This window comes from Mesorhizobium sp. RCAM 06353, assembly GCF_059683585.1.
Map to the genome: position 1 here is coordinate 1,007,083 of NZ_CM185031.1, position 22,619 is coordinate 1,029,701.

Consider the following 22,619-nt stretch of genomic DNA (forward strand, 5'->3'; position numbering starts at 1 on the left):
GCAATAGCGTAGAGCGTGAGCGCTTAAGCCGCGAACACGCCTGAACAAAGCGCCTGCATTTTCGAAAAGACACCCTTGCCGCCCGATATGACCTGTGTCCCGCTTTGCAACACTGTCTTTGGATCTGCCTTCAGAACGGTGCCGCCGGCCTCCTCGATCAACAGCATGCCGGCCAGGCAGTCCCAGGCGTTCATATGCTCTTCCACATAGCCGAGCAGTCGGCCCGAGGCCACATAGGCAAGCATCAGGGCGCCGGACGCGTTGCGGAAGAAGACGCCGCCTTCGGCCAGGATCCTGCTGATCAGCACGGCGATGTTCTCGGCCTCGGCCCGGTTTGAGAATCCGGTGCCCACCGAGCCCTCTTCCAGGCTGGTCGCCACGCTCGTCCTGATCGGCCTGCCGTTGACGAAGGCGCCGCCGCCGAGCCTGCCGTGGAAGGTCTCGCCGGTCGATGCCTCGTGGATGACGCCGACGACCGTCTCGCCGTCCCGTGCACAAGCGATCACCACGCACCAGGCCGGAATGCCGCGCACGAAATTGGCGGTGCCGTCGATGGGATCGATGACCCAGACATAGCCGGTCGAACCAGTGACCGAAGCATGTTCCTCGCCGACGATGCCGTCTTGCGGGTAGTCGGCGGCGATGGCCGCGCGGATGAACAGCTCGACCTCGCGGTCGGCCTGCGAGACCAGGTCCTGATGGCCCTTGCTCTCGATGGTCAGGCTTTCCAGGTCGCGAAAATATCTGAGGCCGAGCTCGCCGGCCCGCCGCGCCAGGTCGATGGCGAACTGCGTGCGGGCGTCAAGATCATGTGTCACGGGAAAGCTCGCTCTTGCCTCTGGAGGCTCCGCACTTAGCAGAGCATCGCTACCGGCAAAAGGTCCCCGCGAGACACAAACGTCAGGCCGCCTGCGACAGCGATTTGTGCGCGTCGGCCAGGATCTCGAACGACCGCACCCGCGCCGCGTGGTCGAAGATCTGCGCGGTGACCATCAGTTCATCCGCCCCGGTGCGGCGCACGAAGGCGTCGATGCCCTGGCGGACCGTTTCGGGAGAGCCGACGACGGCGCAGGACAGCGCCTGGCCGAGCATGGTCTTGGCCATCGGGTCGAGATCCCTGTCATAGTTCTCGACCGGCGGCGGCAATCGTCCCGGCCGGCCGGTGCGCAGGTTGACGAAGGCCTGCTGCAGCGAGGTGAACAGCAGGCGCGCCTCGGCATCGGTTGGTGCGGCGAAGACATTGAGGCCGAGCATGACATGCGGTCTGTCGAGCTGTTCCGACGGCTGGAAGCGCGAGCGGTAGATGTCCAGTGCGTGGTCGAGCTCGGCCGGGGCAAAATGCGAGGCGAAGGCATAGGGCAGGCCGAGCATGGCGGCGAGTTGGGCGCCATAGAGGCTGGAGCCAAGGATCCAGACCGGCACGTTCTGGCCCTCGCCCGGCACGGCCCTGAGGCGCTGGCCTTCCTCGGCCGGCAGGAAATAGCCCATCAGCTCGACGACATCCTGCGGAAAGTTGTCGACGCCGGCCTCGAGGTTGCGGCGCAGGGCGCGCGCGGTGTTCATGTCGGTGCCGGGCGCCCGGCCGAGGCCGAGATCGATGCGGCCGGGAAACAGGGCAGCCAGCGTGCCGAACTGCTCGGCAATGACCAGCGGCGCATGGTTGGGCAGCATGATGCCGCCGGCGCCGACGCGAATGGTTTTGGTGCCGCCGGCGACATGGGCGATGACCACGGCCGTTGCGGCGCTGGCGATGCCCGGCATGTTGTGATGCTCGGCCAGCCAGTAGCGCTTGTAGCCCAGCCGTTCGGCATGGCGGGCGAGATCGAGCGAGTTGGCCAGCGACTGCGAGGCATTGCTGCCTTCGACGATCGGCGACAGGTCGAGAACGGACAGTTCGGTCATGCGTTGGTCTCCACGATCTTCTTCTCACGCACTTTGGCCTCGAAGGCCGTGCGGTCGGGAATGATGATGCCGAGCCGGCCTTCCAGCGTGTCGGCGAGTTGGACGGCGGTGGTTATCTCTGTCTGCTCGGTGCGGCCGCCAAGGTGATGGATCGACAGGCGGTTGCCGCGCAATGCGTAACGCCGGTCGGGCGTAGCGCGAGCCGCTATGACGGAGGACAGGAAATGCGATGCCGGGCTGGTCGACAGGAAGTAGTTGGTGACGGAATAGTCGACCTCGTATTGCGGCTGCAGATCGAAGCGGTAGAGCGAGCGCCAGTCGCCGCCGATGGCGGCCTGCAGGCGGAAATGATCGTCGGCCGCGACGATGCGAAATGCCTCGTGCGGGGTTTTTTGCTCCGCGGCGGGATCCAGCAGCAGCGGCGCGGTCAGCGTCAAGCCGCCGAAGCCGACATCGGCGACATAGGTCCAGCCATCAAGCTCGACGCGCAGCAGCATGTGGCTGCGCGCGGTGATGGCGTCTTGCGGTTGGCCCCAAAGCACACGCGCGGCTAGGCCGCCGACCTGAAAGCCAAGCGCTTTCAGCGCGTGCATGAGGAGGAGGTTGTGTTCGAAGCAATAGCCGCCACGCCCGCCAAGGACGATCTTGTCCTGCAGCGCGGCAAGGTCGAGCCGGACCGGGTGGCCAAGAAAAGGATCGATGTTCTCGAACGGTATTGCCTGCGGGTGGAGGAAATGCAGTGCCTTCAGCGCATCCAGCGACGGGTCCCGCGAACCGGCGTAACCGATGCGAGCGAGATAGGCGTCGAGGTCGAAGGGAACGTCGTTCATCGGGAAGGGGCACCGGCCGTTGTCCGGCCGGATATAGGCATTCGATCCGCGCGCCGCAAACACGGCCCGCCGGTTACGCCGCGGCCTTGCCGTTCTCTTCGACGGGTTCGTCCTCCACCACGGCGGTTTGCTGCGCAGCGAGGAAATTGCCGACATGGCCGAGCCCCTCGAAATGGTCGCAGAACACTTTTATGACGACCAGCAGCGGCACCGCCATCAGGGCGCCGACGAAACCCCACAGCCACGACCAGAAGGCAATGGCGATGAAGATCGCGACGGCGTTGATCTCCAGGCGCCTGCCGACCACCATCGGTGTCACGAACTGGCCTTCGACGATATCGCACAACAGCACGAAGGCCGGCGCCAGCAGCGCGTAGGAGATGGTGTCGAAGCTGATCAGCGCCATCACAGCGACCAGCACGATGGTCAGCAGCGCGCCGACATAGGGCAGAAAGTTGAACAGGGCGGCGGCGACGCCCCAGACCAGCGGGTTGGGCATGCCAAGCGCCCACAGGCCAAGGCCGATGACCGCACCGAGACCGGCATTGATCATGGTGACGGTGAGCAGATAGTGCGAGATTTCACGCTCCACGTCATAGACGACGCGAAGCGCCCGCTTCTTCTCGCTGAGACTGGCGAAGGACTGGATGATCTTCTCGTAGAACATCGTGCCCGAGGCGAGCAGGAACAGCGACAGCACGAAGATGATGGTGAGGCTCGTGCCCGCCGACAGGACGTTGCTGGCCGCCGCCGACAGGATGCCGGACTGGGCGACCGCCACCTTCTGGATGCCCGGCTCCTGCGAGGTCTCGGTCATTTGCTCGATCTGATGCGAGACCTGCATGATCCTTTCCAGAGGACGCCGCAATTGCGCCAGTCGCTCGGTGAGCTGCTGGCCGATCGACGAGCTGTTGTTGAGGAGATCGATGACCGGGCCTGAGAGCAAATAGCCGGCGCTGGCGACGACGCAGATGGACAGCAGCACCAGCAAGGTCGCCGACACCACTTCGGGAATGCCGCGTTTGCGTAGCAGCCGCACGATCGGCGTCAAAGTCAGCGCCAGCAGGAAGGCCAGGATGACCGGCATGAAGAAAGCGCGGGCGAAATAGAGGGCGTAGATAGTCATGAAAATGAAGATGCCGACCAGCAGCGAGCGCATCAGATGCGTGTCGGCACGCGTCTCGGTTCGCGCGTCTTCGGCCTCGGCAACGCCAGCGCCCAACGCGTCGGGTTCGGCTTTCATCACGGTCCCTCAGCGGCGCACCGCAATTGGCGCAAACCGTTGAGCGAAAACGCTGGCGCGGCCTCAAGGTTCCGTTAGCCGGCGAGGCCCGCGTCCGCAGGCCTTGCCGTTGCTCAGACTCATGCTACGGGTGCCGCCACCGCCGGCGTGGATTTCGCGGTTTCCTTACGCACGATCGGCGCCACTTTGGTACCGTAGAGTTCGATCGCCTTCATGATCTTGGCATGCGGCATGGTGCCGATCGCCATCTGCAGCAGGAAGCGGTCATTGTTGAAGACCCTGTGCTGGGCGACGATCTTCTCGGCCACCTGCTCCGGACCGCCGACGAACAGCGCGCCGTTGGGACCACGCGACTGGTCGAAATGCGCCCGCGATGTCGGGCCCCAGCCGCGCTCACGGCCGATGCGGTTCATCACCTCGGCCTGCGGGCCGTAGAAGTCGTCGGCCGCCTGCTCGGTCGTCTCGGCAATGAAGCCATGCACGTTGATGCTGGTGGCAAGACCCGCCGGGTCACTGCCGGCGCGTTTGGCCGCCTCGCGGTAAAGGTCGAACAGCGGCGCGAAGCGTGCCGGCTCGCCGCCGATGATGGCAAGCGCCAGCGGCAGGCCGAGCGCGCCCGCGCGGGCGGCAGACTGTGGTGTGCCACCAATGGCGATCCAGACCGGCAGCCTGTCCTGGAAGGGCCGGGGATAGACGCCGCGATCGTTGATCGGCGCGCGCAGATTGCCGGACCAGGTGACCTTCACCTGATCGCGGATGGCGAGCAGCAGGTCGAGCTTTTCGGCGAAGAGCTCGTCATAGTCCTCGAGATTGTAGCCGAACAGCGGGAAGGATTCGATGAATGAGCCGCGCCCGGCCATGATCTCGGCACGGCCGCCCGACAGAAGATCGAGCGTGGCGAACTGCTGGAAGACGCGCACCGGATCGTCCGAGGAGAGCACGGTGACCGCGCTGGTCAGCTTGATGCGTTTCGAGCGCTCGGCGGCCGCCGCCAAGGCCACGACCGGCGCGGAGGCGGCATAATCGGGCCGGTGATGTTCGCCCAGACCAAAGACGTCGAGACCGACCTGGTCGGCCAGTTCGACCTCCTCGATCAGGTTGCGCAAGCGCTCGTGCGGGCCGACGGCGCCGGGACCCGGCTGCGGGCTGACGTCGGCGAAGGTGTAGAGACCGAGTTCCATGTGATGTCATCCTGGTGTTGGGTTTTGGCGCTAGAAGCAATTCCAGGAAAAGTGTGAAACGGTTTTCCGTCCGGAATTGCGTCAAAGCAAGAGAAAGAGCGGTTCACCGAAAGGTGAACCGCTGAAGTAGCGAGCGACCTGCCTCGCCGCCAGAGGCGCGGACAGTGAACAGTGCATGTCGATTTGATGAAAAAGGCGTCTCCCGCGCGCAACATCGCGGAATTTCATGGCTGGCATACCGTTTTGGCGCTTGAACTCTCGGCATTCGCGCGTATGTAAGCGTCGCGAATTGACTTCAGGGAAGTGGACTTGGCTATCTACAGGGAAAAAGACATTTTCGAGCGGCGCAATGCCGCGAACGAGGCAAAGAAGGCGCTTCTGGAGCGCTTCAAGTCGAAGCCGGCGGCAGATGATCCTGCAGTCGTGGCGCGACAGGCCGAACGCAAGGCAATCCTCGAGGCCCGCGAGATTCGCGAAGCTGAAAAGGCAAGGCTGAAGCAGGAAAAGCTGGCACGCGAGGCGGTCGAGAAGGCCGAGCGCGAGGCAGCGGCCGAAGCGGCGCGCATTGCGGCCGAAGAGGCAGCACAGGCCGAAGCGAAGATCAAGGAAGCCGAAGAGAACGAGCGCATCGCCCGTTTGCTGGCCGACGAAGCCGAACGCAAAGCGAAACGCGACGCACGCTATGCGGCGCGCAAGCAGCGTACCGGCAGAACGCCTCCAGGCTTCTCAGCCCGCTAACGCCTTAGCGGCCAAGCTTCGAAATTTGGAATCAGGGTCGCCTTGCAGCGGCCCTGAAGGCGTTTGCCTTGTGCCAAAACTGCTTTGCATTGGGCGACATGCGCTCAGGCCGCGAACTTCAGCCCCATAATGCCGCAGACAATCAGCGCGATGCAGGCCAGCCTGATCGCGGTGGTAGGCTCGCCGAGCAGCCAGATGCCGAGCAGCGCCGTGCCGACGGTGCCGATGCCGGTCCACACCGCATAGGCGGTGCCGACGGGAAGCACCTTCAGCGCCAGGCCAAGCAAGGTCAGACTGACGATCATCGAGGCGACGGTCAGGACCGTCGGCACCAGTTTCGAGAAACCATCGGTGTATTTGAGGCCGATCGCCCAGCCGATTTCGAACAGGCCAGCGAAAAACAGAAGAATCCATGACATCGGGAACGCTCCATCCAGCATCGAGCCGGAGACAAATCCGCTCCTCGGATGCTGATCGTAATGGCGGGTCGTCCCGACCGAATTTTCGGGGAGGCGCGGGGTCGTCCCCGCGCCATGAAATATAGGATTGTCCAAACGCCCAATCAACCGGCGGCATTATCTGAAACCGCCGATGGGATTTCGTCGCGCCTGACTTGCCGAGGCCTACTTTTCCTTGATGCGCATCGCCTTGACCGGCGGCGCCTTCAGGGCGGGAGCGGGTGCCGGCTTCTTGGCATCCTTCTTCGGCTTGCGGGCTTCCTTGCCTGCCTTCATCGCACCTTTAGCCATGATTCGTTCCTCCAGTTGCTGGGAGTGAAGTGAAACAAGAGAAACGCTTTGCCGCAAGAGGGCAGCTTCTGTCGCGGCTGCCGGCCGGCTGCTTTCAACCGGTTTCTAATTTACTCGTAAACCACGGCGGTCCGTGCCATTCTCATCTTCGCACTGCAGCATCGACCCGCGCATTCGCCGGGTGATCGTCAGGCAGGCCGGTCAGGACGACAATGCGGATCCACATCGGCTGCGAGATGAGTTTCGACTTCCCGCAGGAAACGCCGCTTATCGCGATGCTCAATGTCCACTATTCCCGCGCCTCCGATCTCGAGCGCCCGGATTTTTTGACTTCGAACCCGCCGGTGCCGATCGAGAGCTATCGCGACAGTTTCGGCAATTGGTGCAACCGCTTCGTGGCTCCCCCCGGCCGATTCACATTCGGCACCGATGCGGTCATCCGCGCGCCCGGCACATTCGAGATGAGCGAACTGATGGCCTGGCAGCACGAGGTGCGCGACCTGCCGGCCGAAACGCTGCTGTTCCTGCTGCCCAGCCGGTTTTGCGAGAGCGACCTTCTAGCCAATGAAGCGTGGCGGCTGTTCGGCCATACGCCGCTCGGCATCCCGCGCGTGCAGGCGGTGTGCGATTTCGTCCACAACCACATCGTCTTCAATTACGGCAACGCAAGGCCGACGCGCACCGCGGCGGAAACCTATCGCGAGCAGAGCGGCGTGTGCCGCGACTTCGCGCATCTCGCCGTCACCTTCTGCCGGGCGCTCAACATCCCGACACGCTATTGCACCGGTTACATCAGCGATATCGGCATGCCGAAGCCGTGGTCGAGCATGGATTTCGCAGCCTGGATGGAAGTCTATCTCGGCGGCCGCTGGCACGTCTTCGACCCGCGCAACAATGCACCGCGCATCGGCCGCATCCTGATCGCCTCGGGCCGTGACGCTGCGGATGTGCCGCTGACCCATATTTTCGGACCAGGGACGCTCGCCGGCTTCAAGGTGTGGACCGACGAGATCGTCGAATAGAAGGCGCTCCTGCCCGCAAGTCCTCAACCGTCTGAACGGCTGGACGGTTCGCGCGTTGTGCTGCCTGTGGAGCTTCGACGGCAGGGCCGTTACAATGGGCACAGAAGGAACATGACTGCATGGCCGGGCATGGCGGCTCGAAAACGGTTATCTACGCGGCGCTCGCCGGCAATCTGGCGATCGCGCTGACCAAATTCGCCGCCGCCTTCTTCACCGGCAGTTCGGCGATGCTGTCGGAAGGCGTGCACTCGCTGGTCGATACCGGCAATGGCGGCCTGCTGCTCTACGGCATGCACCGGGCCGCGCGCCCGGCCGACCGCACGCATCCGCTCGGCCACGGCCGCGAACTTTACTTCTGGAGCTTCATCGTCGCCCTGCTGGTCTTCGCGCTCGGCGCCGGCGTGTCGTTCTACGAGGGCATCATCCACATTATGGCGCCGGAGCCGGTCGCCAACGGCAAGGTGAACTATATCGTTCTTGGCCTGTCCTTCCTGTTCGAAGGCAGCTCCTGGATGGTGGCGCTGAAGGAATTCCGCCGAGAGAAGGGCAAGCAGGGCTGGCTGCAGGCCGTGCAATCGAGCAAGGACCCGAGCGTCTATACCGTGCTGTTCGAAGACAGCGCGGCGCTTCTTGGCCTGATCGTCGCCTTTGCCGGCATAATGGCGGCGGAGCTGCTGGAGATGCCGGAGCTCGACGGCGCCGCCTCGATCGGCATCGCGTTGATCCTCGGCGCGACGGCGATCTTCCTCGCCCGCGAAAGCAAGGGCTTGCTCATCGGCGAGCCGGCCTCGCCCGAGGTGCAGAAAAAGGTGCTGGCGATCGCCCAGCAGGATCCGGCGGTGCAGCGGGCCAACGGCGTCCTGACCGTCCACATGGGACCTCAGGAGATCGTTGCCGGGCTCAGCATCGAGTTCGAGGACCATCTGACAGCGCCGGAGATCGAAGCCTGTGTCGAACGGATCGAGGCGCTGCTCAAGAAGGAGATGCCGGAGATCACCAGACTGTTCGTCAAGCCGCAGACCACGGGCACCTGGGAACAGCGACGCAAGCTGATTGATGCCGCCTCCAACTAGCCCTGGACCAGCACTGCGCCGTTGCCCTGCCGCGTGGTCCCGCTAAGATCATTCTATGGATTTCGGAGGAACAAGCATGAAGATCGATGGCGGGTGCCATTGCGGCGCCATCACCTACGAAGCGGAGGTCGACCCGGCAAAGACCTTGATCTGTCATTGCACGGACTGCCAGCAACTGACAGGAACAGCGTTTCGCGTCACCGTTCCCGCGCCTGAGGAACACTACCGGATCACCCGGGGGACCCCGAAAGTCTATATCAAAACCGTACCGAGCGGCGCCAAGCGCGTTCAGGCCTTCTGCGCCGACTGCGGTTCGCATCTTTACGCGACGTCGGTCGGCGATGGCCCGAAAATCTATGGAATCAGGGTCGGCACCGCGCGGCAACGCCAGGATTTGACCCCAAGACAACAGAAGTGGCACAGATCGGCTCTGCACTGGCTTCCGGAATTCGAAGGCATGGCGACCGTGGAGGAGCAGTAGCCCCTGCCTCTAGGGTCGAAAGCCGCCCAGGACACGCAATTATGTGCTAGCCTCGCTCACATCAAACGGGCGGGTGATCACGATGTTGGAAACGGACAAGTTGTTTGCCGGCTCGATCCCGGAAAACTACGACCGCTATATGGTGCCGTTGATTTTCGAGCCGTTCGCCGCGGACCTTGCACGCAGAGCCGCGTCCTTCTCGCCCAGCGCCGTCCTGGAAGTCGCCGCGGGCACCGGGGTCGTCACCCGCGCCCTGGCGCCAAAATTATCCCCTGACGCAAGCTATGTCGTAACCGACCTCAACCAGCCGATGCTCGACTACGCCGCTTCGCGACAAGCGCCCGACAATCGCATCCGATGGCGCCAGGCCGATGCCATGGCGCTGCCCTTTGAAGATGCGGCCTTCGATCTCGTTTGCTGCCAGTTCGGCGCGATGTTCTTTCCCAGCCGGCCCTCCGCCTATCGCGAAGCAAGGCGGGTGCTGAAGCCCGGCGGACATTTTCTGTTCAACGTATGGGATCGCATCGAAGAGAACGTGTTTGCCGATGATGTGACGAATGCCCTGGCCAGGATTTTTCCGAACGATCCGCCACGCTTTCTCGCCCGCACGCCGCACGGCTACCACGATACGGCATTGATCCGCAGCGACCTTAAGGAGGCAGGTTTCTCCGGTGTGGCGATCGAGACGAGGGCCGAACAAAGCCGGGCGCCCTCACCGCGCATTCCGGCCGTTGCCTATTGCCAGGGAACCGTGCTCCGCACCGAAATCGAAGGCCGGGATCCGGGCACGCTTGACGCTGCAACGGACTATGCCGCAGCCGCGATTGCGGCCAGACATGGCAGCGGCGCGGTCGCCGCAAAAATCCAGGCACATGTCATCGTGGCTGTAGCCTAGGCAGTTAGCTGTTTCAGTCGTCGCCTTCGACGACCCGCAGCCTGAGCTGCCCGGTCTTTGAATCGGCAACACGCGGGCCGGGTTCGAGTTTCGCGGCCGGTGCCCGTGACGGTGTCTCCGCTGCGGCATCGCCATCGGGCTGCACGCCGAACTCCAGCGCCTCGATCTTCTGGCCGCGCTTGGTCACCTTCGATGTCGAGACAAGGATGTCGTCGATGTCCTTGGCCGATTGACCGAAATGGACCTGCAGCTTGCGCACGCGCTCATCGACACGCGCGACATCCTCCATAAGCCGGATCACCTCGCCCTGGATCAGGTGCGCCTGTTCGCGCATGCGGGCATCCTTGAGGATCGCCTGGATGACCTGGATCGACAGCATCAGCAGCGACGGCGAGACGATGACGATGCGGGCGCGGTGTGCCTTGTGGACGATTGCCTCGAAATTCTCGTGGATCTCGGCGAAGACCGATTCCGACGGCACGAACATGAAGGCGGTGTCCTGCGTCTCGCCCTGGATCAGATATTTCTCCGAGATATCGCGGACATGGATCTCGATGTCGCGGCGGAATGCCTGCGAGGCGACCTTCTGCAGGTCGGCTCCATCGGTAGCGCGGATGGCATTCCACGCCTCCAGTGGGAACTTGGCATCAATGGCCAGCGACGGCGCGCCGTTCGGCATCTTGACCAGGCAATCCGGCCGGCTGCCATTCGACAGGGTCGCCTGGAATTCGTAAGCGCCCATCGGCAGGCCGTCGGCGACAATCGCCTCCATGCGTGACTGACCGAAGGCGCCGCGCGTCTGCTTGTTGGAGAGGATGGCCTGCAACTGCACGACCTGGCCGGCAAGCGACTGGATGTTGCCTTGCGCGACATCGATGATCGCCAGCCGCTCCTGCAGTTTGGCCAGGCTCTCATGCGTGGATTTGGTCTGCTCGGTCATGGTCTGGCCGAGGCGGCCGGTCATGGCGTCGAGCCGCTGGCCGATCGACTGCGTCAGCTCGGCCTGGCGCGCGCCGAACACTTCGGCGATGGCGCCCATGCGGCCCTGCATTTCGGCCTGGCTTTGCAATATGCCGGCCATCCGTGCCTCGGCGTCACGGGCAAGGTCGGCGGCTTCCGCGGCTGCGACCGCGCGCGCCTTGGCCGACCGCCACAGCGCGATGACCAGCGCCACGAACAGGCCGAGAAACAGCAAGGCGCCGAAGGCCAGCGCATGGCCGAGCGTGATTGTCGAGGCGCCAAGCCGTGCGATGGGCTGCGAAAGGATGCTACTCAGATCATTCATGTGGACAGCATAGCCGATTCGGCTTGATCGCACAGATCAAAACAAGAACACGGCTTGGATGTCCCGGTTGACGCTTTTCGCTGGACGTCTTACGTGGGACGCCATGCCGATCAAGCCGCTTATCATCCTTCCCGATCCCATCCTGCGCCAGCTTTCCAAGCCGGTGGAGCGCGTCGACGCGCCTTTGCGCAAACTGGCCGACGACATGCTGGCGACCATGTATGACGCGCCCGGCATCGGGCTGGCGGCGATCCAGATCGGCGAGCCACTGCGCATGCTGGTGATCGACCTCGCCAAGGAAGACGAAACGCCGGCGCCGCATGTCTTCATCAACCCGGAAATCCTGGAAAGCGCCGAGGCGCGCTCCGTCTACGAGGAAGGCTGTCTGTCGATCCCCGACTATTACGCCGAGGTCGAACGCCCGGTTTCGGTGCGGGTGAAGTATCTCGACCGCGACGGCAAGCTGCAGGAGATGGAGGCCGAGGGCCTGATGGCGACCTGCCTGCAGCATGAGATCGACCATCTCAACGGCGTGCTGTTCATCGACCACATCTCGAAGCTCAAGCGCGACATGGTGGTGAAGAAATTCAAGAAGCTCGCCAAGGACAAGGCGCCGGGCAAGCTGGTGGGATAGGGGAAAATGCCCCTTCGCGTCATCTTCATGGGCACGCCGGAGTTTTCGGTGCCGACGCTGCGTGCCATCGCCGAGGCCGGACATGAGATTTCCGCCGTCTACACGCAGCCGCCGCGCGCCGCCGGCCGGCGCGGGCTGGAGCTGACGCCGTCGCCGGTACAGCGCGAGGCCGACCGGCTGGGCATCGAGGTGCGGACGCCAACATCCCTCAAGGGCGAAGCCGAGCAAGCCGCTTTCAGCGCCCTGGGAGCCGATATCGCCGTGGTCGTCGCCTATGGTTTGCTGCTGCCGAAGGCTGTTCTCGACGCACCCCGGCTTGGCTGCATCAACGGCCATGCGTCACTTCTGCCACGCTGGCGCGGTGCCGCCCCCATCCAGCGCGCCATCATGGCTGGAGACCCGGAAAGCGGCATGATGGTGATGCGCATGGAAGAGGGCCTGGACACCGGACCGGTGGGATTGCTTGAAAAATGCGCCATCGAACCCGATATGACAGCCGGCGATCTGCATGATCGGTTGATGAGCGTCGGTGCTGCCCTGATGGTGAAAGCGCTGGCGCGACTGGAAAGGAACACTCTGACATTTACCGCGCAAGCGGCGGAAGGGGTGACTTACGCCAGAAAAATCGATAAATCCGAGACGCATGTGGATTGGACGCGGCCTGCTGCCGTGGTCCATAACCATCTTCGTGGCCTGTCGCCCTTTCCCGGCGCCTGGTCCGAAATTGACATTGGCGGCCGCATGGAACGGCTGAAACTGCTTCGCTCGACGCTGTCCGAAGGCCTGTCGCTTTCGGAAGATTTGGGCGAGTCGGGAGGAATTCTCGATGACCGGCTGACGGTCGCCTGCGGGGCAGGCGCGGTCAGGTTGGTCGAAGTTCAACGTGCGGGCGGAAAGCCCGCCGCCGCGTCGGAATTCCTGCGCGGAGCCAAGATCGTAAAAGGAATGAAGTTCTCATGAGCATGATGTCGATACGCGCGGCGACACCGCGGGATCGCGAGGCCATTCGCCTCGTCGAGGAACACGCTTTCGGCCAGCAGGCGGAGGCCGGGCTGGTCGACGCACTGGTGACCGGCGGCGACGCCGTCGTCGAACTGGTGGCGGAAGAAGACGGCCAGGTGGTCGGCCACATCCTGTTTTCGCGGCTGTTCGTCAGCAATGGCGGCAAGAGCTTTGCGGCCGTGGCGCTGGCGCCGCTGGCGGTGGAGCCTTCGTTTCATGGCAGCGGCATTGGCGGCGCGCTGATCCGCGAGGCGCATATCCGTCTCAGGGACGCCGGCGAGGCGCTGGCCGTGGTTCTGGGCGACCCGGCCTATTACGGCCGTTTCGGCTACAGCCATGCGCTGGCTGAAAAGTTCGAGAGCGAATACCAAGGCGAGGCGCTGCAGGCGCTGGCCTGGGGCGACGCTCCTGAGGCCGGCAAGTTGGTCTACGCTTCCGCCTTCACCGCTCTCGCCGCGTAGAGCAGTCCACCGTTTCATGGAAACGGTGACCTGCTCTACCTCTTTGTTTTACCGCAATTCCGGACGGAAAACCGTTTCACACTTTTCCTGGAATTGCTCGAGGCGAGAGCTCTAGTCGCAAATGCCGCGTTTTCGCCTCGACATCGAATATGACGGCAGCCTGTTCGCCGGCTGGCAGCATCAGGCCGATCAGCCTTCGGTACAGCAGGCGATCGAGCAGGCCATCGAAAAATTCAGCGGCGAGGCGGTGCGGATGCGTGCCGCTGGCCGCACCGATGCCGGCGTGCATGCCACCGCCCAGGTGGCGCATGTCGACCTTGCCAAGGCCTGGCCTGAAGACAAGGTGCGCGATGCCATCAACGCCCATCTGCAGGCGGCCGACGCGCATGTCGCCATCCTGAAGGCGACAATCGTCCCGGACGATTTCGACGCGCGCTTCTCGGCCACCGGCCGGCACTATCTCTACCGCATCCTCAACCGGCGTGCGCCCGCGGCCCTGGACAAGGGCAAGGTGTGGTGGGTGCCGAAGCGGCTGGACGCCGGCGCCATGCATGAGGCGGCGAAAATCCTGCTTGGCCGGCATGACTTCACCACCTTCCGTTCGACCCAGTGCCAGGCCAACAGTCCGATCCGGACGCTGGAGCGGCTCGATGTGAGCCGGCACGGCGACCTGATCGAGGTAAGGGCCTCGGCGCGCTCCTTCCTGCACAACCAGGTGCGCTCCATGGTCGGCTCGCTCAAGCGAGTCGGCGATGGCGGCTGGACCGACGCCGACCTCAAGGCAGCACTTGAAGCGCGCGACCGCGCCGCTTGCGGCCAGGTGGCGCCGCCCGACGGGCTTTTTCTCGTTGGTGTCGATTATCCCTGAATAAAGTCCGGAGGCTTTATTCGGAATAGAGACGAAGGCTCTATTCCGAATAGAGTTTGGAGGCTCTACCCCGGGGACAGTCCGGAAAGGCTCTGAGCCCCTATATCGTCGGGGACGGTGATGCCAAGCAGCATCTGCAACCCGAACAGCACCAACAACGAAGCGATGAACATGCCGGCGAAAACGGCAGTGCCTACTGCCGCGCCCTTGCCGATCGTGGCGTTGGTCATACGCCACGTCAGCACCATCGACAGGGCAAACAGCAGCAGCGACACAAGGCTCGAGACCTGGCTCGCCGAAGACAGGAAAAGCCGGATCAGAGCCGAAGGCAGCATCAGCCAGGCGGTGATGGCCGAGGCCCAGTTGCTGGCGACGACATAGTGGACGAAGCGCCCGCCAATGCCTGCGCGCGGCGCGACCAAAGCGAGCGCGATCAGAGGCAGCACCCAGGAGCCGATATCGACCGTTGCCAGGCGCATCAGCATGCTGAAGCGGCCGGCGAAGGCATCGGGATCGCCGATCTCGTTGGCGATGCCGACCCAGCCGACGATCAGCGCTGGCGCGGCAACAACGATGGCGAAAAAGGAATTCCAGAAGCCGTCGGCCGAAAGGTCGAGCAGGCGCAGGCCGTCGGCCTTGCCGAGCATCAGTCGCCAGGCGCCGGTCAGCGAAGCTTGGGTCTCGTCCGCCGTAAGCATGCTGCTCAGCCCTGTCCGAACCAGTCTTCGATGAAGCGCTGGTAGATCCGCGTCAGCGTTTCGAGATCGGCGATGGCGACGCGCTCGTCGACCATGTGCATGGTCTTGCCGACCAGGCCAAACTCGACCACCGGGCAGTAATCCTTGATGAAGCGCGCATCCGACGTGCCGCCCGAGGTCGACAGCGTCGGTTCCTTGCCGACCGCCGCCCTGATCGAGCCGGCAAGCGTGTCGATAAGCTTGTCGTCACGGGTCAGAAAGACATGGCTCGGCTGGTCACGCCAGATGAGGTCATAGTCGACCGGCGTCTTCTTGCCAGGCCGGTATTTCTTGCGCTTCGCCGCTTGGTCGAGCCGGTTGTGAATTTCGGCCTGCACGGTCTCTGCCGTCCAGGTATCGTTGAATCGGATGTTGAAGGTCGCAGTCGCTTTTGCCGGGATGACATTGGTGGCCAGGTTGCCGACATCGATGGAGGTCACCTCCAGATTGGTCGGCTGAAAATCCTTGGTACCCTTGTCGAAGACGGGATGCAGCAAAGCGTCGACCAGGCTCATCAGGCCGCGCACCGGATTGTCGGCAAGCTGCGGATAGGCGGCATGGCCCTGGCGGCCATTGACGGTGACCGAACCGGACATCGAGCCGCGGCGGCCGATCTTGATCATGTCACCGAGCGCATCCGGGTTGGTCGGTTCGCCGACGATCGAGGCATCCCATTTCTCGCCCCTGGAAGCCGCCCATTCGAGCAGCTTGACCGTGCCGTTGATGGCCGGGCCTTCCTCATCGCCGGTGATCAGCAGCGAGACCGAACCCTTGGGGCCGCCATGCGTCTCGACATGGCGCGCTATCGCCGCGATGAAACAGGCAATGCCACCCTTCATGTCGACCGCGCCACGGCCATACATCTCGCCATTGGCGATCTCGGCGGCGAAAGGCGGATGCGTCCAGGCGGCTTCGTCGCCGACCGGCACGACATCGGTATGGCCGGCGAACATCAGATGAGGCCCGTTGCCGGACCGCCTTGCATAGAGGTTCTCGATGTCGGGCGTGCCGTCTTCCGAAAACACCGGCCGGTCGACCAGGAAGCCGAGCGGTTTCAACATCGTTTCCAGCGCGCTCAGCGCACCGCCTTCGGCGGGTGTCACCGAGGCGCAACGGATGAGGGCGGCAAGGTTTTCGGCGGGGTCGGTCGGCAGCGTCATGGCAAAAGCGATAGTCGAAAGCTGAGGGTCTGTCACGGCCCGACATAGAGGCCAGCCCCATGGTCCACGATACCGCCAACATTATGGTTTGCATGTCGTATAGTCAGGCCGGTGCGGAGCAAGAGATGGCAGACGGTGAAAAGAGGATCGTCATCGCCGGCGCCGGCAGCATAGGCTGCTATGTCGGCGGCTGCCTGGCGCTTGCCGGGCGGGAGGTGATTCTGCTCGCCCGGCCGCGCATCGAGGCCGCGCTGCGGCAAAGCGGATTGCGCATCAGCGACCTTGAAGGCCGCGATCGCCTGATCAAGCCGGACGGGTTCGGGATCACCGCCGATCCGTCCGCCGCCTTGCCGAAGGCGGACGTGATCCTGGTCACCGTCAAGAGCGGCGCGACGCAGGAGATGGCGGCGCTGATCAACGCCCATGCCCGCCCCGATGCGGTGGTGATCAGCCTGCAGAACGGCGTCGACAATGCCGACAGGCTGCGCGCCGGGCTTGGCCCGCGAACCGTGCTGGCCGGCATGGTGCCGTTCAATGTCGTGCAATCGCCGGACGGCGACCTGCCGCTGCGCGTCCACCGCGCCAGCGACGGCAAGGTGATGATCGAGGACGGCGGCGCCGGCCTTGCCGGCCTTCTCGATGTCGAAGGGCTGGCGGTCGAGACGCATGGCGACATGAAGGCCGTGCTGTGGGGCAAGCTTCTGATGAATCTCAACAACGCGCTGGTGGCGCTGTCGGGCCTGCCGCTGGCCAGTGAACTCGCCGATCGCCGCTGGCGGCTGATCCTGGCCGGCCAGATCGACGAGGCCTTGCTGGCGATGAAAGCCTCCGGCATCGAGCCGGCGCGGATCGCCGGGCTGCGGCCCACGCTGCTGCCGAAGGTGCTCCGGCTGCCGGACTGGCTGTTCAAACTGCTGGCGCGGCGCATGCTGGCGATCGACCCTCAGGCCCGCTCGTCGATGTGGGACGATCTGCAGCGCGGCCGGCCGACAGAAATCGACGAGCTGCAGGGGGCGGTGATCGGCCTTGCCGAAAAATCGGGTACGCAGGCCCCGCTCTTGAAAAGCGTTACCGCTTTGGTGCGCGCGGCGGAAGCGGCGCGGCTGGGCTCGCCGGGCCTGGCGCCGGAACAGGTAGCGCCGCGGGGTGGTTCTCGATCAGCGTGATCTTCTGCCAGATCTTTCGTGACAGGTTGGACGCCAGATTCTCGATATCGTTGACGCCGTCGATGACGACATCATCATTGACCGACTGGGCGAAGAGCGCGGCGATCTTGCCGGTGATCGACAGCATTTCGGAGCAATAGTCGAGGTAGCGCGCGAGGTCGGCGGCATTGGTGATGCGGGCGGGTGAATGCGCCGTCGGCCTGAAATTGGCCGAAAGCGCTGCCGGATCCTTGGTCAGCTGGTGCATGTCGATGACATGGATCAGCGAGCGCAGGCCGTGCAGCTGGCGAAACACCCGCTTGCGCTTGATACGCTCCTCGGTGCGGATCAGCGCCAGCAGACCGAGCACGGCGAGGATGATCATGTTGATCGTGGCTTCGATGCCTTGCACCGATTGCACCGCATCGTCGGCCTGGGAGATGTGAATAAGCGGCAGGATGGTGCCGACGAACAGGAAGATCAGCGCGCCGGCGACGACGGCGGCGATGATCAGCCCGCGCAGCCACCAGATCGGCGCTTCGAGCGCCTGGGCCGCCTTGGCGAGATCGCGCGACAGCGACACCAGTTCGGCGGCGACGCCACGCAGACCGGCCTGGGGAAACCGTTCTGCAACGCGCTCCTCAAGCCGTTCGGCGGTCTCGATGATCAGTTTCGGATCAAGCGTGCGGTAGCGCATGTCCGATCGGTCCTCAGGGTTGCGCCGGTTCGTTGGTGCGCCGGCCATAACGGTTGGGCCCAGGCTGCCCTGGAAAAAGGCACAACACAAGAAAGGCGACGATCGAGACGACCGGTACGAACAGGATCAGTGCGGCAATGCCCGGCTTGTCGAGGTCGTGCAGGCGTTTCACCGCCAGCGCGATGTTCGACCACAGCGAGGCAATGAAGGCGATGAAGAAGATGAACGACCACATGTTGCTCTCGGCCGAGCCTTCCGGCACCAGCGTGAAGCGGTAGAGCGGGAACGCCTGGATGATGGCAACCAGCAACCCACCAAGAAAATAGGCCGCGCGGCTAACGCGGCCCGATGTCTTGAAGAAAAGCCAGGTAAGATTTGAACTGTCAGGCAAGCGGGTCCGGTCCGTATTGATTGGCACCCTTGGCGCCTTCGAGAATGCCGCATTCCACCAGAAACCAGATCGCGCCGATAAAAGGCACCAGGATGATCAGGGTCCACCAGCCGGACTTGCCTCGATCATGCCAGCGCTTGGCGTAGACTGCGAAGATCGAATAGAGCATGGCGAGCGAGTAAAGCACATAGATAAAGCCATAAGGCATTTGGTTGAATGTCGTGCCCAGTATGTTGTCGAGGATCATCGCGATCACCGCGCCAACGAAAATGACACCCACGCAAGCCCAGAATTTGGCGCGGTTGATACGACCCTCATAGCTGGTCAGCAGATATTTCCAGTCCATGTCACCCCTCCATGTTGAACCAGCGCGACGGATTGTCGCGCCGGCGGAAGGTGCGCCCGCTTTGCGGAAAGATCAATCGCGCAGCAATTCGTTGATCGAGGTCTTGGAGCGGGTCTTGGCGTCGACCCGCTTGACGATAACGGCGCAGTAGAGGCTGGGGCCGGGCTCGTTGTTTGGAAACGGCTTGCCGGGCATCGAGCCGGCGACGACGACGGAATTTGGCGGCACTTCGCCATAGAAGACCTCGCCGGTGGCGCGGTCGACGATCTTGGTCGACTGGCCGATGAAGACGCCCATGCCGAGCACCGAGCCTTCACGCACGATGCAACCCTCGACGACTTCCGAACGCGCACCGATGAAGCAATTGTCCTCGATGATGGTGGGGCCGGCCTGCATCGGCTCCAGCACGCCGCCGATGCCGACGCCGCCCGACAGGTGCACGTTCTTGCCGATCTGGGCGCAGGAGCCGACCGAGGCCCAGGTGTCGACCATGGTGCCCGTATCGACATAGGCGCCGACATTGACGAAGGACGGCATCAGCACGGCGCCCGGCGCGACATAGGCCGAACGGCGCACGATCGACGACGGCACGGCGCGGAAGCCCGCCTTCTCGAAATCGACGGCGCTCCAGCCATCGAACTTGGACGGCACCTTGTCCCACCAGACGGCTTCGCCCGGGCCACCCTTGATGATCGCCATCGGGTTGAGCCGGAAGGAGAGCAGCACGGCCTTCTTCAGCCACTGATTCACATGCCACTTGCCATCCGCCTGGCGCTCGGCGACGCGGACGGTGCCGTGGTCGAGCAGGTCGAGCGCCGACTGGATGGCGTCGCGCGTTTCGCCGCGTGTCGCGGTCGAAATCGTGTCGCGCTCCTCGAAGGCCTTCTCGATGGTCTTTTCGAGGCTCGCCAGATCGGGCTTCGACATGAATTCGCTCCATTACCAAGCTGTTAAGGGCCTGAGCCTTAACCTGTTTTGAAAGTCGCGCGGACCCCGGGCAGGCTTTGCCTGCCCGGGTCTTTGCATGTAGCAGGTTCTTGTCGCAAAACCGCCGCACACTTTTGCGGAACCTGCTTATGTTAAGGCTCAATGGGGGTCAATCGCAGCTGCGCCATGGGACGGCGCATGTGAAGAATTTGGACGGGTAAGGCAAATTATGACTCCTATGGAAAAGGCGGGGTGGACGCCGCTGCCGCATTCGGACGAGGATCTGGAGCGCTCGAAAAGCGTGCCGGACACGCCGCAGACGCGGGCCGAGACCTACCGGCTTGCCTGGAACGACCCCGACTTCATGACGCGGCGCGAATTGCGAGCGGTCCGCCTGCAGCTTGAACTGCTGAAGCCGGAAATGATCCTGGCCGAGCGCGGCATCCGTTCGACGGTGATTCTATTTGGTGGTGCGCGCCTGCCCGAGCCTGGCGGCGAGGCCTGGGCGGCCAAGAACGAGACGCAAAAGAAGAACCTCGAGGAAAACAGCAAATATTACGAGGAGGCGCGCAAATTCGCTCGCCTCTGCTCGCAGCAGTCGGCCGCCTCCTACTACCGCGAATATGTAGTGGTGACCGGCGGCGGCCCCGGCGTGATGGAAGCGGGAAATCGCGGTGCCGACGATGTCGGCGCGCCGTCGATCGGGCTCAACATCGTGCTGCCGCACGAGCAGGCGCCGAATATCTATGTGACGCCGGAGCTGTGTTTCAACTTCCACTATTTCGCCATCCGCAAGATGCACTTCGTCATGCGCGCCAAGGCGGTGGCGGTGTTTCCCGGCGGCTTCGGCACGATGGACGAGTTCTTCGAGACGCTGACCTTGATCCAGACCGGACGCATGGAGCGCGTGCCGGTGATCCTGTTCGGCAAGTCGTTCTGGAAACGAGCGATCGACCTCGACTTCCTCGCCGAGCAAGGCACGATCAGCCCCGGCGACCAGGATATCATCGATTTCGTCGACACCGCGGATGAGGCCTGGGGGATCATCAGCCGCTTCTACAAATTAGGGGAATAGGCAGTAGGCAGTAGTAGGAGAATAAGGCGTTTGCGGCCTCTGCTTCCAAGTCAATTTCCCCTACTGCCTATTGCCTATTCCCGACTGCCTTCCGCTCCTGCGACTATCCCCGTCAGAAACCCGGCGAGGTCGTCGGTGACGTAGTCGACGTCATCCTCCTGCGCGGGGTCGCGCTCCCATATCTCGGCAAAGGTCGGCTCGAAATTGCGCGGCACCACCAGCACGGTGGTCATGCCCAGCGACTTCGGCACCTCCAGGTTGCGGGCGAGATCCTCGAACATCACCGCATTGTGGCCGGTGACCGCGTGCAGTGCGGCGAACTTCTCATAGGTCTGGCGCGCGGGCTTGGGATTGAGGCCGGCGGCGACGATATCGAAGATGTCGTCGAAATGGTCGAGGATGCCGAGCTGGCGCGCGGTGCGCTCGGCGTGCCTGCGGTCGCCATTGGTGAAGATGAACTTGCGGCCGGGAAGCTGGCGGATGGCAGTGCCGAGAACAGGGTCGGGCACGAGCCATGAATAGTCGATGTCATGCACCTTCTCGAGAAAATCGTCGGGGTCGATGCCGTGGCGCGTCATCAGGCCGTTCAGCGTCGTGCCATATTCGAGATAGAGTTCCTTCTGCAGCTTGCGCGCCTCCTCGCGCGGCAGCGCCAGCAGTTCCCCGACATAGGCGGTCATCTTGACGTCGATCTGCGAGAACAGATTCGAATGATGCGGATAGAGCGTGTTGTCGAGGTCGAACACCCAGTCGGTGACATGGGCGAAGCGAGCGGGATCAGGCAGCGTGGTCATGTGCTCCTTATGGCATGAAACGGGGAATCTGAAAGAGACTTATCCACAACTTCCACGCGCTTTCAGTGGCAGAAATGGCCGCACGATTCAAATTTTAAGCAACCGGGAAAGGTGGCCTTCAGGGCTTGCTGGCACAGAGACAGTCCTGTGGGGAGCCCGCGATGAACAGCATCATTCTGAAATCCGCCGCTATCGCTTTCGCCTCCGTCGCCGCCTCTCTCCTTCTGACGCTGATCATCGTTCCGGCCCTGGGATTCCCGATCAACCGAACGATCTGGCTGACCTCCACACTCTGTCCGCTGGTGCTTGCATGGGTGGCTTGCGCCAGCACCTTCTGGCAGAGCGACAGGCTGAAAAACGCGCACCGCGAACTTGCCCGGGCACACGCCCAGCTTGCCGCGGCGCACCGCCGACTGGCAGAAAAGGCGAGCCGCGACGATATGACCGGCATGCTCAACCGGGAAAGTTTCTTTGCCGCGCTGGACGGCTCCCGGCGCAAGTCCGACCGTGGTGCGCTGCTGATCATCGACGCCGATCATTTCAAGAAGATCAATGACAGTTTCGGCCACCTGACCGGCGACGACGCGCTGCTGCTGATCGCCAGCGCCATCGAGCGCGGCGTGCGCAGCGGCGATGTGCTCGGCCGCATCGGCGGCGAGGAGTTTGGCGCGTTTCTGTTAGGGGCCACCGAGCAGGAGGCCAAGCGTGTGGCCGAGCGCATTCGCCGCGAGGTCGAGCTGATCCGCTTCCGGCCGGTCGACGAACGGACCATTCCGCTGACCGTCAGCATCGGCGGCACCGTCTGCGGCGAGGATGTCAACGTGTCGGACCTGATGCGCGCCGCGGACCGGCGCCTCTACCAGGCCAAGCATCGCGGCCGCAACCTGACGATCCTCGATACGGACATTTCCGCGGCCGCGTGAGCCGGTCGGTCCGGCACACCCTGCCCGTTAAGGAATTTCTAACTCTGTTTGCATTCGGTT

General features: G+C 63.5%; 27 protein-coding genes. 12 read left to right on the top strand and 15 right to left on the bottom strand.

Annotation, left to right across the window (positions count from 1 at the left end):
- Positions 1-23: 23 nt before the first annotated feature.
- The 5 genes from AC56QX_RS04585 to AC56QX_RS04605 all read right to left on the bottom strand — a co-directional run bounded on the left by AC56QX_RS04585 (position 24) and on the right by AC56QX_RS04605 (position 5,156).
- Positions 24-818, bottom strand: a complete 795-nt coding sequence (locus AC56QX_RS04585) for an inositol monophosphatase family protein (protein ID WP_497113915.1) — start codon at positions 816-818, stop codon at positions 24-26.
- Positions 819-900: 82 nt separating this feature from the next.
- Positions 901-1,902 carry an LLM class flavin-dependent oxidoreductase gene (locus AC56QX_RS04590; RefSeq protein WP_497113916.1) on the bottom strand — a complete coding sequence of 334 codons (1,002 nt, stop codon included), beginning with the start codon at positions 1,900-1,902 and terminating at the stop codon, positions 901-903.
- Positions 1,899-2,732: an arylamine N-acetyltransferase family protein gene (locus AC56QX_RS04595; RefSeq protein WP_497113917.1), complete on the bottom strand. Its 834-nt coding sequence runs from the start codon at positions 2,730-2,732 to the stop codon at positions 1,899-1,901. The genes AC56QX_RS04590 and AC56QX_RS04595 overlap by 4 nt, the downstream gene beginning before the upstream one ends.
- Positions 2,733-2,805: 73 nt before the next feature.
- Complete coding sequence (locus AC56QX_RS04600) at positions 2,806-3,975, bottom strand: AI-2E family transporter (protein ID WP_497113918.1); 1,170 nt, start codon at positions 3,973-3,975, stop codon at positions 2,806-2,808.
- Positions 3,976-4,094: 119 nt separating this feature from the next.
- A complete protein-coding gene (locus AC56QX_RS04605; RefSeq protein WP_497113919.1) occupies positions 4,095-5,156 on the bottom strand; it encodes an LLM class flavin-dependent oxidoreductase in 1,062 nt (353 codons plus the stop codon).
- Between the two features lie 309 nt (positions 5,157-5,465).
- Between AC56QX_RS04605 and AC56QX_RS04610 the strand changes: the two genes are divergently transcribed.
- Positions 5,466-5,894, top strand: coding sequence for a DUF6481 family protein (locus AC56QX_RS04610; RefSeq protein ID WP_258588129.1), 429 nt, complete (start codon positions 5,466-5,468; stop codon positions 5,892-5,894).
- A 104-nt stretch (positions 5,895-5,998) separates the two neighbouring features.
- On the opposite strand, the gene sugE is transcribed toward AC56QX_RS04610, so the two are convergent.
- On the bottom strand, positions 5,999-6,313 hold the full coding sequence (gene sugE / locus AC56QX_RS04615) for a quaternary ammonium compound efflux SMR transporter SugE (protein ID WP_497113920.1): 315 nt from the start codon (positions 6,311-6,313) through the stop codon (positions 5,999-6,001).
- A gap of 204 nt (positions 6,314-6,517) precedes the next feature.
- Entirely contained in the window at positions 6,518-6,643 is a 126-nt protein-coding gene (locus AC56QX_RS04620; protein WP_013891842.1) for a hypothetical protein, read from the bottom strand.
- Between the two features lie 212 nt (positions 6,644-6,855).
- Between AC56QX_RS04620 and AC56QX_RS04625 the strand changes: the two genes are divergently transcribed.
- The 4 genes from AC56QX_RS04625 (at position 6,856) to AC56QX_RS04640 (ending at position 10,114) form a co-directional block, all read left to right on the top strand.
- On the top strand, positions 6,856-7,665 hold the full coding sequence (locus AC56QX_RS04625) for a transglutaminase-like domain-containing protein (protein WP_497113921.1): 810 nt from the start codon (positions 6,856-6,858) through the stop codon (positions 7,663-7,665).
- Between the two features lie 119 nt (positions 7,666-7,784).
- Positions 7,785-8,738, top strand: a complete 954-nt coding sequence (locus AC56QX_RS04630; protein ID WP_497113922.1) for a cation diffusion facilitator family transporter — start codon at positions 7,785-7,787, stop codon at positions 8,736-8,738.
- A gap of 76 nt (positions 8,739-8,814) precedes the next feature.
- The gene (locus AC56QX_RS04635; protein WP_497113923.1) at positions 8,815-9,219 is read left to right on the top strand and encodes a GFA family protein; all 405 of its coding nucleotides are present in this window, start codon (positions 8,815-8,817) and stop codon (positions 9,217-9,219) included.
- A gap of 82 nt (positions 9,220-9,301) precedes the next feature.
- Positions 9,302-10,114, top strand: a complete 813-nt coding sequence (locus AC56QX_RS04640) for a class I SAM-dependent methyltransferase (RefSeq protein WP_497113924.1) — start codon at positions 9,302-9,304, stop codon at positions 10,112-10,114.
- Positions 10,115-10,127: 13 nt separating this feature from the next.
- Here the strand turns inward: AC56QX_RS04640 and AC56QX_RS04645 are convergent, their stop codons facing one another.
- Positions 10,128-11,399: a DNA recombination protein RmuC gene (locus AC56QX_RS04645; protein WP_497113925.1), complete on the bottom strand. Its 1,272-nt coding sequence runs from the start codon at positions 11,397-11,399 to the stop codon at positions 10,128-10,130.
- Between the two features lie 103 nt (positions 11,400-11,502).
- Here AC56QX_RS04645 and def point away from each other — a divergent pair, with 103 nt between their 5' ends.
- The 4 genes from def (at position 11,503) to truA (ending at position 14,364) form a co-directional block, all read left to right on the top strand.
- Positions 11,503-12,033, top strand: a complete 531-nt coding sequence (gene def / locus AC56QX_RS04650; RefSeq protein WP_497117682.1) for a peptide deformylase — start codon at positions 11,503-11,505, stop codon at positions 12,031-12,033.
- A 6-nt stretch (positions 12,034-12,039) separates the two neighbouring features.
- On the top strand, positions 12,040-12,993 hold the full coding sequence (fmt, locus tag AC56QX_RS04655; RefSeq protein WP_497113926.1) for a methionyl-tRNA formyltransferase: 954 nt from the start codon (positions 12,040-12,042) through the stop codon (positions 12,991-12,993).
- Entirely contained in the window at positions 12,990-13,496 is a 507-nt protein-coding gene (locus AC56QX_RS04660; RefSeq protein WP_497113927.1) for a GNAT family N-acetyltransferase, read from the top strand. Before fmt ends, AC56QX_RS04660 begins: the two co-directional genes overlap by 4 nt.
- Before the next feature lie 121 nt (positions 13,497-13,617).
- Complete coding sequence (gene truA / locus AC56QX_RS04665; protein WP_497113928.1) at positions 13,618-14,364, top strand: tRNA pseudouridine(38-40) synthase TruA; 747 nt, start codon at positions 13,618-13,620, stop codon at positions 14,362-14,364.
- Between the two features lie 65 nt (positions 14,365-14,429).
- Here the strand turns inward: truA and AC56QX_RS04670 are convergent, their stop codons facing one another.
- Complete coding sequence (locus tag AC56QX_RS04670) at positions 14,430-15,062, bottom strand: transporter (RefSeq protein WP_497113930.1); 633 nt, start codon at positions 15,060-15,062, stop codon at positions 14,430-14,432.
- A 5-nt stretch (positions 15,063-15,067) separates the two neighbouring features.
- Complete coding sequence (gene dapE, locus AC56QX_RS04675; RefSeq protein WP_497113931.1) at positions 15,068-16,261, bottom strand: succinyl-diaminopimelate desuccinylase; 1,194 nt, start codon at positions 16,259-16,261, stop codon at positions 15,068-15,070.
- Between the two features lie 125 nt (positions 16,262-16,386).
- Between dapE and AC56QX_RS04680 the strand changes: the two genes are divergently transcribed.
- Complete coding sequence (locus AC56QX_RS04680) at positions 16,387-17,427, top strand: 2-dehydropantoate 2-reductase (RefSeq protein ID WP_497113932.1); 1,041 nt, start codon at positions 16,387-16,389, stop codon at positions 17,425-17,427.
- Here the strand turns inward: AC56QX_RS04680 and AC56QX_RS04685 are convergent.
- From AC56QX_RS04685 to dapD, 4 genes are all read right to left on the bottom strand, one after another.
- Positions 17,330-18,103, bottom strand: a complete 774-nt coding sequence (locus tag AC56QX_RS04685; RefSeq protein WP_497113934.1) for a hypothetical protein — start codon at positions 18,101-18,103, stop codon at positions 17,330-17,332. The genes AC56QX_RS04680 and AC56QX_RS04685 overlap by 98 nt on opposite strands.
- A gap of 13 nt (positions 18,104-18,116) precedes the next feature.
- Entirely contained in the window at positions 18,117-18,494 is a 378-nt protein-coding gene (locus tag AC56QX_RS04690) for a DUF805 domain-containing protein (protein ID WP_010912753.1), read from the bottom strand.
- Positions 18,487-18,840, bottom strand: a complete 354-nt coding sequence (locus tag AC56QX_RS04695) for a DUF805 domain-containing protein (RefSeq protein ID WP_475454894.1) — start codon at positions 18,838-18,840, stop codon at positions 18,487-18,489. The genes AC56QX_RS04690 and AC56QX_RS04695 overlap by 8 nt, the downstream gene beginning before the upstream one ends.
- A gap of 72 nt (positions 18,841-18,912) precedes the next feature.
- The gene (dapD, locus tag AC56QX_RS04700) at positions 18,913-19,767 is read right to left on the bottom strand and encodes a 2,3,4,5-tetrahydropyridine-2,6-dicarboxylate N-succinyltransferase (protein ID WP_497113937.1); all 855 of its coding nucleotides are present in this window, start codon (positions 19,765-19,767) and stop codon (positions 18,913-18,915) included.
- A 229-nt stretch (positions 19,768-19,996) separates the two neighbouring features.
- On the opposite strand from dapD, the gene AC56QX_RS04705 reads away from it, so the two are divergent.
- Positions 19,997-20,842 carry an LOG family protein gene (locus AC56QX_RS04705; RefSeq protein WP_421915140.1) on the top strand — a complete coding sequence of 282 codons (846 nt, stop codon included), beginning with the start codon at positions 19,997-19,999 and terminating at the stop codon, positions 20,840-20,842.
- A 74-nt stretch (positions 20,843-20,916) separates the two neighbouring features.
- Here the strand turns inward: AC56QX_RS04705 and AC56QX_RS04710 are convergent, their stop codons facing one another.
- Positions 20,917-21,636, bottom strand: coding sequence for a pyrimidine 5'-nucleotidase (locus AC56QX_RS04710; protein WP_497113939.1), 720 nt, complete (start codon positions 21,634-21,636; stop codon positions 20,917-20,919).
- Positions 21,637-21,797: 161 nt separating this feature from the next.
- On the opposite strand from AC56QX_RS04710, the gene AC56QX_RS04715 reads away from it, so the two are divergent.
- Positions 21,798-22,559, top strand: a complete 762-nt coding sequence (locus tag AC56QX_RS04715; protein WP_497113940.1) for a GGDEF domain-containing protein — start codon at positions 21,798-21,800, stop codon at positions 22,557-22,559.
- Positions 22,560-22,619 lie beyond the last annotated feature (60 nt).